The sequence below is a fragment of the Lentzea sp. NPDC058450 genome, assembly GCF_042721395.1.
GTDB lineage: Bacteria > Actinomycetota > Actinomycetes > Mycobacteriales > Pseudonocardiaceae > Lentzea.
The window spans coordinates 39,325-55,375 of sequence record NZ_JBHXLO010000015.1 but is presented as its reverse complement, the minus strand read 5'-3'; the positions used below and the strand labels follow the sequence as shown (position 1 = coordinate 55,375).

16 protein-coding genes are annotated in these 16,051 nt (G+C 69.5%); 10 read left to right on the top strand and 6 right to left on the bottom strand.

Annotated elements, in window-relative coordinates; all coding sequences use genetic code 11:
• The first annotated feature begins 28 nt into the window (after positions 1–28).
• From ACFWNN_RS23320 to ACFWNN_RS23305, 4 genes are all read left to right on the top strand, one after another.
• Entirely contained in the window at positions 29–784 is a 756-nt protein-coding gene (locus tag ACFWNN_RS23320) for an ABC transporter permease (protein WP_382442035.1), read from the top strand.
• 97 nt (positions 785–881) lie between these two features.
• Positions 882–1,940, top strand: a complete 1,059-nt coding sequence (locus ACFWNN_RS23315) for a glycoside hydrolase family 5 protein (protein WP_382442034.1) — start codon at positions 882–884, stop codon at positions 1,938–1,940.
• A gap of 73 nt (positions 1,941–2,013) precedes the next feature.
• Positions 2,014–2,892: an aldo/keto reductase gene (locus ACFWNN_RS23310; RefSeq protein ID WP_382442033.1), complete on the top strand. Its 879-nt coding sequence runs from the start codon at positions 2,014–2,016 to the stop codon at positions 2,890–2,892.
• Between the two features lie 13 nt (positions 2,893–2,905).
• A complete protein-coding gene (locus ACFWNN_RS23305) occupies positions 2,906–3,241 on the top strand; it encodes an antibiotic biosynthesis monooxygenase family protein (RefSeq protein ID WP_382442032.1) in 336 nt (111 codons plus the stop codon).
• Here the strand turns inward: ACFWNN_RS23305 and ACFWNN_RS23300 are convergent.
• Complete coding sequence (locus tag ACFWNN_RS23300; protein WP_382442031.1) at positions 3,228–3,725, bottom strand: NUDIX hydrolase; 498 nt, start codon at positions 3,723–3,725, stop codon at positions 3,228–3,230. The genes ACFWNN_RS23305 and ACFWNN_RS23300 overlap by 14 nt on opposite strands.
• A gap of 107 nt (positions 3,726–3,832) precedes the next feature.
• Between ACFWNN_RS23300 and ACFWNN_RS23295 the strand changes: the two genes are divergently transcribed.
• The 5 genes from ACFWNN_RS23295 to prcA all read left to right on the top strand — a co-directional run bounded on the left by ACFWNN_RS23295 (position 3,833) and on the right by prcA (position 9,755).
• The gene (locus tag ACFWNN_RS23295) at positions 3,833–6,208 is read left to right on the top strand and encodes an FtsX-like permease family protein (protein ID WP_382442030.1); all 2,376 of its coding nucleotides are present in this window, start codon (positions 3,833–3,835) and stop codon (positions 6,206–6,208) included.
• 72 nt (positions 6,209–6,280) lie between these two features.
• Positions 6,281–7,774 carry a depupylase/deamidase Dop gene (gene dop / locus ACFWNN_RS23290; protein ID WP_382442029.1) on the top strand — a complete coding sequence of 498 codons (1,494 nt, stop codon included), beginning with the start codon at positions 6,281–6,283 and terminating at the stop codon, positions 7,772–7,774.
• Positions 7,775–7,853: 79 nt separating this feature from the next.
• Positions 7,854–8,048 carry a ubiquitin-like protein Pup gene (locus ACFWNN_RS23285; protein ID WP_030471529.1) on the top strand — a complete coding sequence of 65 codons (195 nt, stop codon included), beginning with the start codon at positions 7,854–7,856 and terminating at the stop codon, positions 8,046–8,048.
• Between the two features lie 49 nt (positions 8,049–8,097).
• Positions 8,098–8,946, top strand: a complete 849-nt coding sequence (gene prcB, locus ACFWNN_RS23280; protein WP_382442028.1) for a proteasome subunit beta — start codon at positions 8,098–8,100, stop codon at positions 8,944–8,946.
• Positions 8,947–8,981: 35 nt separating this feature from the next.
• Positions 8,982–9,755, top strand: a complete 774-nt coding sequence (gene prcA, locus ACFWNN_RS23275) for a proteasome subunit alpha (protein WP_382442027.1) — start codon at positions 8,982–8,984, stop codon at positions 9,753–9,755.
• 342 nt (positions 9,756–10,097) lie between these two features.
• Here the strand turns inward: prcA and ACFWNN_RS23270 are convergent, their stop codons facing one another.
• Genes ACFWNN_RS23270 through ACFWNN_RS23255 form a run of 4 tightly spaced genes read right to left on the bottom strand, consistent with a single transcriptional unit; the run spans position 10,098 to position 14,619 of the window.
• Entirely contained in the window at positions 10,098–10,730 is a 633-nt protein-coding gene (locus ACFWNN_RS23270; protein ID WP_382442026.1) for an alpha/beta fold hydrolase, read from the bottom strand.
• A gap of 9 nt (positions 10,731–10,739) precedes the next feature.
• Positions 10,740–13,376 (bottom strand): FtsX-like permease family protein, encoded by a 2,637-nt coding sequence (locus ACFWNN_RS23265; RefSeq protein WP_382442025.1) that lies wholly within the window; start codon positions 13,374–13,376, stop codon positions 10,740–10,742.
• Entirely contained in the window at positions 13,373–14,077 is a 705-nt protein-coding gene (locus tag ACFWNN_RS23260; protein ID WP_382442024.1) for an ABC transporter ATP-binding protein, read from the bottom strand. The genes ACFWNN_RS23265 and ACFWNN_RS23260 overlap by 4 nt, the downstream gene beginning before the upstream one ends.
• On the bottom strand, positions 14,074–14,619 hold the full coding sequence (locus ACFWNN_RS23255) for a PadR family transcriptional regulator (protein ID WP_382442023.1): 546 nt from the start codon (positions 14,617–14,619) through the stop codon (positions 14,074–14,076). Before ACFWNN_RS23255 ends, ACFWNN_RS23260 begins: the two co-directional genes overlap by 4 nt.
• Positions 14,620–14,794: 175 nt before the next feature.
• Between ACFWNN_RS23255 and ACFWNN_RS23250 the strand changes: the two genes are divergently transcribed.
• Positions 14,795–15,382 (top strand): GNAT family N-acetyltransferase, encoded by a 588-nt coding sequence (locus ACFWNN_RS23250; protein ID WP_382442022.1) that lies wholly within the window; start codon positions 14,795–14,797, stop codon positions 15,380–15,382.
• On the opposite strand, the gene ACFWNN_RS23245 is transcribed toward ACFWNN_RS23250, so the two are convergent.
• A complete protein-coding gene (locus ACFWNN_RS23245; protein WP_382442021.1) occupies positions 15,372–15,980 on the bottom strand; it encodes a maleylpyruvate isomerase family mycothiol-dependent enzyme in 609 nt (202 codons plus the stop codon). The genes ACFWNN_RS23250 and ACFWNN_RS23245 overlap by 11 nt on opposite strands.
• Positions 15,981–16,051: the final 71 nt, after the last annotated feature.

The window sequence follows — 16,051 nt, the reverse complement described above, 5'->3', positions numbered from 1 at the left end:
ACCTGGACCTCACCTCGGGGAGGGGACTGTGAAGAACGCGCTCGCCGCCGAGTGGCTGAAGCTGAGGACCGTCAGGGCGCCCAAGGCGCTCACCGCTGTGATCGGCCTGATGGTGCTGACCGGAGCGTTGCTGTCGTGGTTCATGGTCCGCGACTACGACACGTCGACGGCCGCGGAGCAGCAGACGTTCGCCTCCGCCGACGCCACCGTGGTGATCACGCCGGTGATCCAGTTCCTGGTCGCCGCGCTCGGCGCCCTGGTCGCCACCTCCGACCCCCGGCTCACCGCGCTCACCGCCGTGCCGGACCGGAAGCGTTTGCTGGCGGCCAAAACGGTGCTCGTCGCCGCCGCTGCCCTGGTGCTGGGCACCGTCGCGCTGGCCCTGAGCACCACGGCGAGCTGGCTGATCATGGGGGACCGGCCGCCGCCGATCGCGCCGTGGGACGGCCTGGGCGACGTGCTGCCGTGGCAGGGTGCCGCCGTGCTGTCGATCCTGGTCACCGGTCTGGCCGGGCTCGGGATCGGGCTCGCGGCGCGGTCGACGGCCGTCACGATCGTGGTCGTCGGCGTGCTGCTGTGGGGACTGCCGGCCATCACGCCGATGCTGCCGGACCCGTGGAACGTCGACGTGTCCGCCGTGATGGTGCCGTACCTGGTGTGGCAGGTCGCGGGCGTCATCGAGGACGCCCCGTTGAGCCCGTTGGCCGCCATCGCATGTTTGGCGATCTACGCACTGGTGACCCTGTGTACCGGAACTGTGACTCTTCTGCGACGAGACGCTTGACTCCCTCTTTAGGCGGCCCTATGGTCATCTATACCTTTAATCGGTAAGGAAACTTACCTAACTAACTCCGCCGCCGCAGTCCGAGAGGAGACGCTGAATGTCCTGGCAGAAGTCTGTGGTGGCGCTCGCCGCGGCAGTAGTGCTCCCGTTGACCGGTGCGATGGCGGGCAGTTCCGTCGCCGCCGCTCCCGAGGGTGACACCTTCGCCGCCGCCGCGCTGCCGCCGGGTTCGCCCGCGGCGGTCAACGGGCAGCTCAAGGTGTGCGGCGTCAAGCTGTGCAACAAGAACGGCAAGCAGATCCAGCTGCGCGGCATGAGCACGCACGGCATCCAGTGGTACTCGCAGTGCGTGAAGACCGCGTCCCTGGACGCGCTCGCCAACGACTGGAAGGCCGACGTCCTCCGCATCTCGATGTACATCCAGGAAGGTGGCTACGAGTCCAACCCTCGCAAGTTCACCGACATGGTGCACGGCTACATCGAGGAGGCCACGAAGCGCGGCCTGTACGCGCTGGTCGACTGGCACCAGCTCTCGCCGGGCGACCCGAACCACAACACCGCGCGCGCCAAGACCTTCTTCAAGGAGATCGCGCAGCGGCACAAGGACAAGACGAACATCATCTACGACATCGCCAACGAACCGAACGGCGTGACGTGGGCGCGGGTCAAGACCTACGCGGAGGCCGTCATCCCGACGATCCGCGCCGAGGACCCGGACAGCCTCGTGCTCGTGGGCACGCACGGCTGGTCGACGTTCGGCCTGTCCGACGGCCGCAACATCAACGAGGTCAGCCAGAACAAGGTCAACGCGTCGAACCTGATGTACACGTTCCACTTCTACGCGAAGGACCACCGCGACTCGTACCTCAACGCGCTGAAGACCGTGTCGAGCCAGGTGCCGGTCTTCGTCACCGAGTTCGGTTCGCAGGAGGCCTCCGGTGACGGTCCCAACGACTTCACCATGGCGAACAAGTTCATCACGTTCATGAAGGACGCCAAGATCTCGTGGACGAACTGGAACTTCTCCGACGACCACCGCACGGGCGCGGTGTTCAACAGCGGCACCTGCTCCGGCAGCAACTTCGCCGGTGAGGGTGTGCTGAAGGAGGCCGGCAAGTGGGTGCGCAACCACATCCGCACTGCCGATGACTTCTGATCTCTCTGGTTGACCGACCCCGGCGGGTCACGTGAACGGCGGTCCCTCGGGGCCGCCGTTTACCGTTGTCGGCATGGCTCAACTCGCGCTCGGTCTCGCCTCCCTCGGTCGTCCCGCGTACATCAACCTCGGGCGTGAGGGCGCGCTGCCGGCCGTGCGCGACGTCGAGTCCATGCGCGCGCAGTGCCACCGGGTGCTCGACACGGCCTACGAGGCGGGCATCCGGTGGGTCGACGCCGCCCGCTCGTACGGGCTGTCGGAGGACTTCCTGTCGTCGTGGCTGCCCGGCCACGACGACGTGACGGTCTCCAGCAAGTGGGGGTACGCCTACGTCGCGGACTGGCGGCCGGACGCCGAGGTGCACGAGGTCAAGGAGCACTCGCTCGCGCGCTTCACGCGGCAGTGGGCCGAAACCCGCGCGTTGCTGCCGCGCGTCGACCTCTACCAGGTGCACTCGCTGACCGCCGACAGCCCGTTGTTCGCCGACCGCGCATTGCAGGACGCGATGGTGGAGATCGGGGTGCCGCTGGGCTTCTCGACGTCGGGACCGCGCCAGTCCGACGCCATCCGCAAGGCCCTGGAGCTCGGGATCTTCTCGTCCGTCCAGTCCACTTGGAACGTTCTGGAGACCTCGGCGGGGGAGGCGTTGCGGGAGGCGCACGACGCCGGCCTGCGGGTGATCGTCAAGGAGGGCGTCGCGAACGGACGGCTCGTCGTGCAGCCCCCGCAAGCGGTTGCGGCACAGGCGGAGGCGCTCGGTGTCGGGCCGGACGCCGTCGCGTTGTCGGTGATCGCGCGGCAGCCGTTCGTGGACGTCGTGCTGTCCGGCGCGGCGAGCCCGGAGCAGCTGCTGTCCAACCTGGACGCGCTGAAGGTCGAGGCAGACCTGCCCGACCTGGCCGAGCCCGCCGAGCAGTACTGGAAAACCCGTTCCGGGCTCAGCTGGAACTAGTTACGGTGACGCCGTGAGCGACGCACCCCTCCCGGCCTTCGAACCCCCTTACTACGCGGCGATCTTCACGACCGTGCGCACCCAGGACCAGACCGGCTACGCCGAGACCAACGCGCGCATGGAGGAGCTCGTGCGCGACATCCCCGGCTACCTCGGGATGGACCACGCGCAGAACCCCGGCGGGCTCGGCATCACCGTCGGGTACTTCCGCGACGCCGAGGCCCTCGAGCAATGGCGCACCGACGCCGAGCACCGGGTGGCGCAGAAGCGCGGCCGCGCCGACTGGTACGAGAGCTACACGCTGCACGTGGCGAAGGTGGAGCGCAGCCACGGGTTCACCCGGTCGTAGTGCGCCGCAACCACTCTTGGGAGATGACCCGGCCATCCGGCACCAGCGCCCAGTCCGGGTCCTCGATCTTGCCGCGCAGCTCGGCGAGGTCCATCCACCCGCCCCAGGCGACCTCCTCGGGCTGGTGGGTGAACGGTCCGTCGGTGCGCGTCTCGTAGATCCACGCGTGGTAGCGCGTGAGCCCGTCCACGTAGGTGGTCTGGAAGAGGAACGTCAGCGGCGACTCGACGCCCAGTTCCTCGCGCAGCTCGCGTTTCGCGGCCACGGCGGGACTCTCACCCGCGTCGATCACACCGCCCGCGGTGCAGTCGTACAGGCCGGGGAACGCGTCCTTGGTGTCGGTGCGGCGGTGCACGTAGACCCGGTCGCCGTCGACGGACCTCACGACGATCGTGGCGCAGCCGTGCCAGAGGTTCTCGGCACGCATCCGCGCGCGCGTCACCTCGCCGATGACGTTCGCGTCCTCGTCGTAGAGGTTGATCATCCCCGTGTCCTCCTGTGGTCGTACGCGAGCTTGCTACCCCAGTCCGACGCCCGCTGATCGCCATTCTTCCTACCTTCGGGGACGTCAGACGTCACCGAGGAGGATTCGTGTCCACTTCCCTGCGGCTCGGCGTCGCCGAGTTCCGCGCCCGGCCGGGCCGCGCGCTGCTGCCCGGCGTCGCGCTCGTCGTCGGCGTGGCCTGCCTGCTGGCCGCCCTGGTGCTGAGCGACGCGCTCACCAGGTCGGTCGACGAGGGCGCGCCCCTCACCCCCTCCTCGGTCGGGCACGTGGTGGACGTGCGCAACGTGCAGGGCGGCAGTCCCGCGAAACTCGACGACGCCCTGATCGCCAAGCTCTCCGCGGTCGGCCGCGCGGTGCCCGTGCAGGTCGCGCAGGCGGACCTGCTCGACGGCAACGGACGCGCGGGGGAGCACCGCGCCGAGGTCAACGTCCAGCAGCCCGACCTGGTGCGCTGGCCGCTCGCCGAGGGCAGGCAGCCCGGCGCGGACAACGAGGTCGCGGTCGACAAGATCACCGCGTTCGAGCGCGGGCTCAAGCCCGGCGACAAGATCCAGCTCGCCGCGGCGGACGGCAAGCCGTTCGACGTGACGGTCAGCGGTGTCATGAAGCGCGGCGGGCTCGACTCGCGGCCGGTGCTGGTGTCCGGTCCGGACCTCGCGCGCAAGCTCGACCCGCAGCCCTTCACCAGGGAGGTGTGGGTGATCGGCGGGTCGCGCGAGGCCGTCACGAGCGCGGCCGGCGCGGCGTACTGGGTGTCGGACCCGGCGCCGGACGCCGACAAGATCGGCAACGACCTGACGTTCATCCTGCTGCCGTTCAGCGTGCTCGCGCTGGCCACGGCGGTGTTCGTCGCGGCTGCCACGTTCCGGGCGGTCTACGCGCAACGGCAGCGGCAGACGGCGCTGCTGCGGTGCATCGGCGCCCAGCGCGGGCCGTTGGTGCGCCGGAGCCTGTTCGAGGCGTTCGTGACGGGCGCGCTCGCCGGGGTGGGCGGGGCGTTGCTCGGCGGGCCGATGGCGTGGCTGCTGGCGCGGACGTTCGACGCGACCGGGATCTCCGCGCTGTTCGGGGCCGTGGAGCTCAGCCCGGAACTGCTGCCGTCGCTCGGGTACGTGATCCTCGGAGTCGTCGTCGCCGCGGTCTTGAGCGTGATGGCGGCCATCAGGCCCGCTGTCAATGCTGCTCGTGTGTCGCCTCTTGCTGCTCTGCGTGACGCCGACAGCGAGGTGCCGACACGGTCCGTGCGTCGCCTTCGGCTCGTGTTCGGCATTTTGTTCACGGCTGGCGCTGGGTTCCTCGCGCTGGTCGCCATCGCCGCCAAGGGGACCGTGGGTGCTCCGCTGGCCGTGACGTTCTCCGCGATCGCCGCGGTGACCGGGCTGTTCTGGATCCTCGGGCCCGTCACGGTGCCGTTCATCGCGCGGTTGTTCGGCAAGATCGGTGGCACCCAGTGGAAGCTCGCCGGCGCCGAGGTGCGCCGGATGCCGCAGCGGTCGGCCGCGGTGGCGCTGCCGTTGCTGCTGGCCAGTTCGATGGTGACGTTCTTCCTGGTCCTGCTGGGCGGCGCGCAGGAGATGACGTACTCGTTCGCCAACGAGCAACGGCCCGACGCGACCGTCGTGGACGCGGGGCAACGCCCGTTGCCGAACATCCCTTCGCAGCCCGGCGTCGAGGCGTCGGTGGCACTGCACAAGATCGACGACGGCGTCTCGGGCGCCGACCCCGCGCAGTTCAACGCGTGGCTGAAGGCGCAGGGCGTGACCGGTGCCGGACAGCTGACGGACGGCAACGCGCTCGCACCGGACTGGTACGACCGGCCGTTCGTGGAGGCGGACGGCAAGCAGTACAAGGTCGTGGGCACGATCCCGGGGCGGCTCACGGGCTACTCGTCGATCGTCGGCGGCCTGACCTCGAGCCCGGCGGAGAAGGTGCTGGTCGCGTTGAAGCCCGGCGTCGACCCCGCCGAGTTCCGGGCGGGACTGCAGGCCGCGCTGCCCGCCAACCCGACCGTGATCGTCGAGACCGACGCGGACGAGCGCGCCGAGGCCGAGCGGTACATGCACCTCGGCACCGTGCTGATGATGGTGCTGCTCGGACTGTCCGTGGCGGTCGCCGTGACCGGTATCGGAACGGCGCTGACGATCTCCGTTCAGGAGCGTCGCAAGGAGCTCGCGCTGCGCCGCGCCTTGGGCGTCACTCGGGGCGGGCTACAGGGCGGAGTCATCGCTGAAGCGATCATGTTGGCCCTCGTGGGCGTGATCGGCGGCGGCGTGCTCGGGTTCGGCTACGCGCAGATCGCGATTCTTTCGACGGGAATCGACATGTCACTGCCAGGACTGAAAGTCGTGTTGCCGCTGGTCATCGGCGCGGCGGCGGTCGTGGTGCTCGCGGTGGTGGCCGCGTTCGGGCCTTCTCGCGGCGCTTCGAGGATTCGGCCTGCAGCAGGATTGGCGTCTGGGTGAATAGGGTGTGGGGAGCTTCAACGCGAGGCTCCCCACACGCTTTTGCCGGGGTCAGGTCATAAGGTGTTGCGCATGCGGCGGATCATGGGAACCGAGGTCGAGTACGGCATCGCGGTGCCGGGCGACGCGACCGCGAACCCGGTGCTCACTTCGACACAGGTGGTTCTTGCGTACGCGGCGGCGGCGGACATACCGCGCGCCAGGCGGGCGCGCTGGGACTACGAGGTGGAGTCGCCGTTGCGCGACGCGCGCGGGTTCGACCTGGGTTCGCCCGGTGGTCACCCGGCCGACTCCGACGTGGAGGACCTGGGCGCGGCGAACGTCATCCTCACCAACGGCGCGCGGCTCTACGTCGACCACGCGCACCCCGAGTACTCGGCCCCCGAGGTCACCAACGCGCGGGACGCGGTGATCTGGGACAAGGCGGGGGAGAGGGTGATGGAGGAGGCCGCGATCAAGGCGGCGTCCGTGCCCGGCCAGCCCCGGCTGCAGCTCTACAAGAACAACGTCGACGGCAAGGGCGCGTCGTACGGCACGCACGAGAACTACCTGATGCAGCGGTCGACGCCGTTCACGGCCGTCATCGCCGGCCTGACGCCGTTCTTCGTGTCGCGCCAGGTCGTGACCGGCTCCGGCCGCGTGGGCATCGGGCAGTCCGGCGAGGAGTCCGGCTACCAGCTCTCGCAGCGCTCGGACTACATCGAGGTCGAGGTCGGCCTCGAGACGACGCTCAAGCGCGGCATCATCAACACCCGCGACGAACCGCACGCGGACGCGGACAAGTACCGCCGCCTGCACGTCATCATCGGTGACGCGAACCTGGCCGAGTACTCCACGTTCCTCAAGGTCGGCACCACCTCGCTGGTGCTCGACATGATCGAGGCCGGGCAGCGGTTCGACGACCTGCGCATGGTCGACCCGGTGCGCGCGGTGCACCAGATCAGCCACGACCCGACGTTGAAGACCAAGGTCGAGATGACCGGCGGGCGCAAGTTCACCGGCCTCGACGTGCAGTTCGCCTACCACGAGCGCGCGCTCGCGTTCGTCGAGAAGGAGGGCGTCGGCGACCGCGACGTCCTGCGGATCTGGGGCGAGGTGCTCGACGCGCTGGCCCGCGACCCGTCCGAGTGCGCCGACCGGCTCGACTGGGTCGCCAAGCTGCGCCTGCTCGAGGGCTACCGGCAGCGCGACGGCCTGGAGTGGGGCGCGGCCCGGCTCAACCTGGTCGACCTGCAGTACTCCGACGTGCGGCTCGACAAGGGCCTCTACAACCGTCTCGTCGCGCGCGGCTCGATGAAGCGCCTCGTGAGCGAGGAGGAGGTCCGCGCGGCCATCACCACGCCGCCGGAGGACACGCGTGCGTACTTCCGCGGCCGGTGCCTGGAGCGCTACCCGACCTCCGTCGCGGCCGCGTCGTGGGACTCGGTGATCTTTGATCTCGGTCGAGAGTCCCTCGTGCGAATCCCGACGCTGGAGCCCCTTCGCGGGACGAAAGCGCACGTCGGAGCCCTTCTGGAGGCCTCTGACACCGCCGAGCAGCTGGTGGACGCGCTGACTCGCGGGTGATCGTCTACCCGAGTGGCTCAGGATTTTTGTCGGTGCCGCTGGGTAGTGTTCTTGTCAGGCGAGTCAGTGGGAGGCCGAGATGTCCCAGGAACAGAAGCAGCGCCAGGGCGGTGGCGACGGCGACGACGGTGCGGACGACGCCGCCGGAGCCGGTCAGGAACGCCGCGAGAAGCTCGGCGAGGACGTGGACGCGATCCTCGACGAGATCGACGACGTGCTGGAAGAGAACGCGGAGGACTTCGTCCGCGCCTACGTGCAGAAGGGCGGTCAGTAGGCCTTCGGGGGCCTGCGGACCACCTCGGGGACGGGAGAACAACCAACACATGGACAACAGCTCGACCGGGCGTTACCCGGCCGCGGCGCTGCCCTCGGCGTACCTCACGCCGGGCTCGTCGTCGTTCACGGACTTCCTGCGGGCCCAGGCACCCGACATGCTGCCGAGCGCCCGGAAGCTCCCGGAGGGGACGATCCAGGCCCCGCACGGGACGACGATCGTCGCGGCCACCTACAAGGGTGGTGTCGTGATCGCCGGTGACCGGCGCGCGACCATGGGCAACGTCATCGCCCAGCGCGACATGAAGAAGGTCTTCGTGACCGACGACCACTCGGCCGTCGGCATCGCGGGCACGGCGGGCATCGCGATCGAGATCGTGCGCCTGTACACGGTGGAGCTGCGCCACTACGAGAAGATCGAGGGCGTGCCCCTGTCGCTCGACGGCAAGGCGAACCGCCTCTCCGCCATGATCAGGGGCAACCTCGACGCCGCCATGGCGGGCCTCGCCGTGGTGCCCCTCTTCGCGGGCTTCGACACCTCGGCCGCAGATCCCGACCGCGCCGGCCGCATCGTGTCCTACGACGTCACCGGCGGCCGCTACGAGGAGTCGCAGGGCTACCAGGCCGTGGGCTCGGGCTCCCTCTTCGCCAAGTCGGCGCTGAAGAAGCTCTACGACCCGGACGCCGACGTCGACACGGCCATCCGCTCCGTGGTCGAGGCGCTGTACGACGCGGCCGACGACGACTCGGCCACCGGCGGCCCGGACCCGGTCCGCCGCCTCTACCCGGTCGTGGTCACCATCAACGGCGCCGACGGTGCCGTCGAGGTGCCGGAGTCGCAGGTCTCCACGGTCGCGGACGCGGTCGTCGAAGGCCGTCGAGCTCGTCCCGCAGGCTGAGTCCCCCCACACGTTCGACGTCAGGAGCACCACCCATGACGATGCCGCTGTACGCATCGGCAGAGCAGGTGATGCGCGACCGCTCCGAGTACGCCCGCAAGGGCATCGCCAGGGGTCGCAGCGTCATCGTGCTGAAGTACGCCGACGGGATTCTGTTCGTAGCGGAGAACCCGTCCAGCACGCTGCACAAGGTCTCGGAGATCTACGACCGCATCGGCTTCGCCGCCGTCGGCCGCTACAGCGAGTTCGAGAACCTGCGCCAGGCGGGCATCCGGTTCGCCGACGTCCGCGGCTACCAGAACGACCCGCGCGACGTGACGTCCCGTTCTCTCGCGAACGTGTACGCGACCACGCTGGGCACCTACTTCACCGAGCAGATCAAGCCGTTCGAGGTGGAGATCTGCGTGGCCGAGGTCGGGGACTCGTCCGCTTCGGACACGTTGTACCGGCTGACCTATGACGGGTCCATTGTGGACGAACCTCAGTACATCGTGATGGGTGGCACCGTCGATGCCGCCAACACGGCGTTGAAAGAGGCGTTCGCGGACGGGCTCACCTTGGCCGAGGCCGTGCCGGTCGCGGTTCGGGCACTGTCGGCTGGGTCGCCTTCCACTGGGAACGGGTCGGCTGAGTTGTTGCCGGCCGCCAAGTTGGAGGTGGCGGTGTTGGAGCGGGCTCGGCCTCGCCGGGCTTTCCGGCGGATCGCCGGGGCTGCTTTGGACGCCTTGATGCCTGCTGCTGAGAAGGATGGCAAGGCTGTTGAGGACGTTGAGTTGCCTGCGGATCCGTCTGACGACGCTTCGAAGTAGCTTGGTTTGACGCTTTGGCCCCTGGGGTTCGCCCTGGGGGCCTTTGCATGTCGCCAGTGCGGTGGTTGCGTTTGGTGCAAAGACTTTGACGAGCGTGGTCGAGTCATCGCCGCTGCGCGACGATAGAGATTGGGGCTTGACTTCGGGGCCCTTGCGAGGCGCTCATCGGCCGTAAAAGCCGGGCTGAAAAGCGCCCGGCCGATCCGCGAGGTTAGCACCTCGCACCCAAAGTCAAGCCCCAATCTCGTTTGTGCGTGGCTGAGTTGGGCGGGCACGTCACCACACCGCTTCTGTGATGAGCTAGGAGTTTCGGGCTCGCCTTCGGCTTCGCGGTGCCTTGCGTCAGCCTGCGCAGGCGATCAGCAGGGCTGCCAGTTCTTTCGGTTTGCTCAGTGCGGCGCAGTGGCCTGCGGCCAGTTCCACTGGCGTGACTCCCGGCAGGCGGTCTGCCACCACCTTGCGCATGAACGTCGGTGTGAAGAACCTGTCCTCTGTGCACAGCACGAAGTGGGTCGGCACCTGCGGTAGGGCGTCCAGTGGCCATGGTGTTGCCATGCTCGCCTCGGACATGCCCCGTTCGCGTTTTTGGGCTTCTGCCACCAGGTCTGGTGGGACGTCGTGGAAGAACTGGTCCTCCAGGCCCGAGTCCTCGTAGCCCGTGTTCGTCCACCAGTCGCCTGGGGTTTCGCCTACGGCCGGGAGCATTGCCGTGACGTAGATCAGGCGGGCGTTGAGGCGGGCTGCGGCTATTGAGGCCACCAGGCCGCCGAAGGAGTGGCCCACGATTGCCACGTCTTCTGTGGACGGCAGGGCGTCTGTTAGGGCGGTGGCCCAGTCGGTCAGGGACTTGGTGTCGTCCTCGATGGGGAGGTCCGGGGCTACCGCGGTGTGGCCCTGGGCCTGGAGTTCGTTCACTACCAGGTGCCAGGACCAACCCACGTCGCCCCCTCCGTGCGCGATCGCGAAGGTGGTCATGGTCGGAGCTTATTCGCGGCGTTCGATCGGGAGGCGGGATCTGGTGAAGAGGGCCGCGCCCAGCATCGCCACCGCCGGGACCAGCAGAAGGGAGATTCCTATGGTGGGCCAAGGGATTGTCAGCGGGTTGAGGTCTGGTTGCGGCCAGATGTTTCGGTAGCCCTGGTTCAGCGCTGCCAGCAGGGCCAGGGCTGAGGCGGTGCCCGCTGTGGTGCCCAGGAGGCCGCCCAGGCCCGCGATCACTCCCGCCTGGCTCAGGGACAGGAGTTTGCGGAGGGTGGGTGTGGCTCCTACTGCGGCGAGCGTCGTCAGGTCCCGGCGGCCGTCTGCTGCTGCGAGGCCCGTGGCCAGGGCTGCTGCCGCGAGGGTGATCACGCCTGCCACCAGGCCGAGGATCGTCAGTGCTTGTTGGACGTCGGATTCCGTGGGGCGGGTGACTGTCACCTCGTACTCGCCGCCCAGGGCTGCCGTCAGGGCCTCCTGTTCGGAGTCTGTGGGCATTCGGGTTGTGGTGGCGTACATGGTGAACGTTGAGACGTTGTAGCCCAACGCGCGTGCGGTTTGTTCGGTCATCACGGCTAGAGGGGCGCCGCCCGAAGAAGGTGTTGCGTAGGCCGGGGCTTCGGTGGTGGTGGCGTTCGTGCCCGTTGCCAGGAGGGTTTTGTCGTTCTCCACCAGGGACGGGTCGTTGACGACGATCTTGCCCGCTTGCAGGGCCGCGGCGGCCGTGGCGGCTTCGGACGGCGTCAGGTTCAGCAGCGACTGGACGGATGCCGGGGGCGCTACCACCAGGAAGCCGTTCGGGGTGGTGTAGATGCCGAAGTAGCGGTGGGTTCTGTTCACGCCGGTGCAGCGGGGGTCGGCCAGGGCCTGTTGTTGTTCGGACTCCGTGGGGTCCCGGTGCAGTACGTCGAGGGTGTACGGGCACTCGCGCGCCGGTGGTGGGCGCAGGTGGGCGAAGCACGGGCCGCCGTCGCACGAGAGGAGCTTGAGTTCGTGGGTTTCGGCTGTGGGCATGGTGTTGCGCAGTGCGGTGGTGACGGAAGCAGGGATCGGGTTCGTGGTCGACTTCGTCAGGTCGTCCAGGCGGTAGACGGTCACGTCGCCCATGCCGCCGGCGACCTGGGAGGCCTCCTGCTGGGATTGGGAGGTGAGCATGACGCTCACGGCCACCGAGCCGATCACCGCTGCCATCACGGCGGAGATGGCCGGGGCCGCCGCTGTTCGGTTGCGGGAGGCGTCGCGCAGGGCTATGCGGAGCGGCACCGGGAGCCATCTGCCCGCGCGGGCCAGCAGACCCAGCAGGGACGGGGTGCAGAGGACCAGGCCCACCTCGGTGAGGATCAGGGCGACCAGGATGCCCGGCAGCAGCATGTTGATCGCGCTGAGCACCCCGGCCGCCACGCCGGTGGCGATGAGGATCAGGCCGAGCAGCAACCAGCGGCGGCGGGAACGCGTGATGCCTCGCCTGCCCGCCAGCGCGGTCACGACGTCCTGGCGGGACGAGATCCACGCCGGGACCAGCGCGGCCAGGACGCCGGTGATGATCGCCAGCAGGGCCAGTGCGGCCAGGGCCGACGGGAAGAAGCGTTGCGCGGCGAAGCGTTCTGCCAGCAGCCATTCGACCAGCGGGCGGGCGGCGACGGACGCGAGGACGCCCAGCAGGACGCCGCCCAGGGCCGCCGCGGTGCCCATGACCACGCCGTCGGCCAGGACGACCCGCCGGACGTGCGACGGGGAGCCGCCCACGGCCGCGATCAGGGCCAGATCGCGTTTGCGGCGGCGGGCTCCTACGGCCAGGGCCGAGCCCGCCAGCAGGGACATCTCCAGGACGGCCAGGCCTGCCACCAGGATGAGGATGTCCGCCGTCAGCTCGTTCGAGTCGGGGAGTTCCGGGTAGAGCTCGGACCGCGGCGGCAGGTTGTTCAGGACCTCGCGGGAGAGGACGGCGATGCCGGACCTGTTGAGGTCCTTGACCTTCGACCAGCTGAGCGGGGTCGTGGCCAGCCACGCGCGGTCGGTGGCGTCGAACGTGCCGGGCAGCGCCACGACGGTGGTGTTGTCGAGCCGGTCCGGTTCCTCGATCGCGCCCACGACCCGGAACGTGCGGCCGTCCTCGGTGGTCAGGGTGCCGTCGACCTGGGTACCGGTGCGGTCCAGCGCCTTGCGGGACAACGCGACCTCGCCCGCCGACGCGGGCGCCCGGCCCTCCAGCAGCGTGATCATGCCCTGGGTGAGCGGGTTCGCCAGGTCGAGCATGCGCACGCCCGCGCGGCCCACGCCCGCGGTGGTGCGGATGTTGACGCCGCCGCGGTCCACCGGCACCAGGTTTGAGCCGGGGAGCAGAGCGCGCAGCCGGGTCTCGGACGGCTCCTCGCCCTCGGTGTTGGTGGTGGGAATCGCGAAGTCCCTGGTGGGCTGCTGGATCACCGGGCCGCGGTAGGGCCAGCTCACCAACGCCTCGGCGGCGCCCATGCGGAGGTTCGCGTCCTCGGTCGGCGTCGGGGTGGTGGAGTCCTGGACGATCGCCGCGAACGACAGGGCCGCCACCGGGACCGCGATCAGGGCGATCACGAGCGCCGAACGGCCTGCCGACCTGCGGGCCTCGCGCCGGGCGATGCGCAGTGCCGCGCGCCAGCCGCTCACGGGGTGCTCAGCAGTTCTTCTGGCTGGTCGCAGGACGACACGTCGACCACCACGCCGTCGCGCAGGAAGACGACCCGGTCCGCCCAGGCCGCGTGCCGGGCGTCGTGGGTGACCAGCACGGCCGCGGCGCCGGCGTCCACCTTGGCGCGCAGCAGGCGCAGGACGGTCTCACCGGTGCGGGAGTCGAGGGCGCCGGTGGGTTCGTCGGCCAGCACGAGGCGGCGTTCGCCGATCAGGGCCCGCGCGATGGCGACCCGTTGCTGCTGGCCGCCGGACATCTCGTCCGGGAACCGGTCGGCGTAGCCGTCCAGGTCCACTTCGGACAGTGCCTGCTCGGCCTGCTGACGGGATCTGCGGACGCCGTCGAGGTCCAGCGGCAGCGCCACGTTCTCGGCGGCGGTCAGGCTCGCGATCAGGTTGAGGTCCTGGAAGACGTAGCCGATCCGCTTGCGGCGCCAGGCCGCGAGTTGCTTGCGGGACAACGACTGGAGGCTCGTCGCGTCGACGAGCACCTCGCCGCTGGTGGGGCTGTCGAGGCCGCCCGCGAGGTTCAGCAGCGTCGACTTGCCCGACCCCGACGGGCCCATGATCGCCACCAGTTCGCCGGGGGCGACGGTGAGCGAGATGCCGTTGAGAGCGTTGACCCGCGTCTCGCCGGTGCCGTGCACGCGGTGGACGTCGCGGAGCTCGAGCGCGGTCATCTCGGCACCTCGACGTCCGTCGCCATGGGCGCGGGGGCGGGGGTGTGGCGCAGGAGACTGGTCTCGCAGTGGTCCAGCCAGCGCAGCTCGGCCTCGGCCTGGAAGATCATCGCGTCCAGCACGAGGAGCCACGGCAGGTCGGCCGGCTGGGTCTTGAGCCGGGTGTACTCCTGCAGCGTGCGCATCGTGGCGGTGCGTTGCGTCATCACGACCTTGGCCACGTCGACGCCCGGCGTGGTGATCGCCAGCGCGAGCTTGATGGCCACCTCGTCGCGCGGGCGGTCGGCGCGCTGGACGGGCGTGGCGAACCACTTCTTCAGCTCGTCGCGGCCCAGGTCGGTGAGCTCGTAGGGGCGCTGGCCCTCGCTCTCCGGGAGGGCCGCCACCAGGTCGTCGCGTTCCAGGCGGGACAACGTCGTGTAGACCTGCCCGATGTTCAACGGCCACGTGCCGCCGGTGGCCGAGTCGAAGGCCGCGCGCAGCTGGTAGCCGTACATGGGTCCGCGCTTCAGCAGCGCCAGCAGACCGTGTTTGACCGACATACCTACTGAGTATGCATACTGAGTATGTTCCTGGCAACGGTGACCGTTCGAACGCACGTGCGGGCAGGCCTCGCATCAGGAACCCTGGACAGTGCCGGAGACGTCCGGCTGAGGTCAGGTGAACTTGGGGGACGTCGTGGTCGACGCCACGGGGAAACGAACTGGGGAAGTGCACTTGCTGGGAACATCGGGCCGGGCCGGGGTGACGCCGGGACTGCCCGCGGAGATCAGGAGCTACGAACCGGCGGACGAGGCCTCGTGGCTGAGGTGCCGGGTCCTCGGGCTGCTGGAGACGAACTACTACGACGACGTGTGGCAGTCCAAGCGCCGCACGGATCTCGAACTCGTCGCGCTGGAAGCCGGTGTGGTGGAGGGGATCCTGGACGTGACGGTGCCCGCCGGCGAGGCCACGATCGAGACCGTGGTCGTGCACCCGGACCACCAGGGCGCCGGGATCGCGACGGCGTTGCTGGAGGAGGCGGTCGCGCGGCTGGAACGGTGCGGGGTGCGCAGCCTCGACGCGTGGATCCTGGAGGACGGGGTCGCTCTGGACTGGTTCGCGCGCAACGGGTTCGTGAAGGCCGAGGCCTACGTGCGGATCCACGCGTCCATCGACGAGGTCGACACGGCCGTGATCGCGAGGCACGGGCTCGTGGTGTCCGGCGCCGTGCTGCACGCCCGGATCGAACGGGAAGCCGAGATGCGCCAACGGTTCGAGCGCGTGCACGTGTGCCGGAGGGTGGTGCGCGACCTCAGGCCGTGATGCCGGTGAGTCGCGGAATCGTCGCGGTGCGCCCGGCGAGCAGCATCACCAGCGCCTCGATCGGCCCGCTGATCTCGGCGCCCTCGCCCGCGGACCACTCCGCGTCGGTCGCGACGAGCCGGTGCCCCGCGAACCGGCGGCGCGCGTGGAACGGGAACCCGATCCGCCACAGGTCGGCGGCCGCGGCGACGGCGGCGTCGACCGGCATCGGCCGTTCGATCCCCAGCGGCAGCCGGATGTCCTGGGGGTGCACGAGCGTGTCCATCAGGCAGTTCAGCAACGTCTGACCGGGCGCGAGCCGACGCGACCCGGCGATGTCGCGCAGGCTCGCCACGATCTCGCCGGAAGGTCTGCGCGCCTCGGCCCTGGCGGTCTGGTCGACCATGCGGTTGAAACTCCCGCGGGCCCGCGCGAACGCGCCCAGCGTGGCGCCGATCCGCATCCGCGGCCCGAGCGTCAGGTGGGCGGCCACCTCGCGGACCGTCCAGCCCGCGCACAACGACGGGTGGGCCCACTGCGCGTCGCTCAGGCCCGCCAGCAGGTCCGCGGTCGCCGCGCGTTCGGCAGCGACGACCTGCCAGATCCGGGTCTCGTCCATGGTCTGCCTCCCGCTTGATTTGGTTCGAGAGACTGACTACTTTAATCAGAGTCTCTGACCAAAAGCAACGG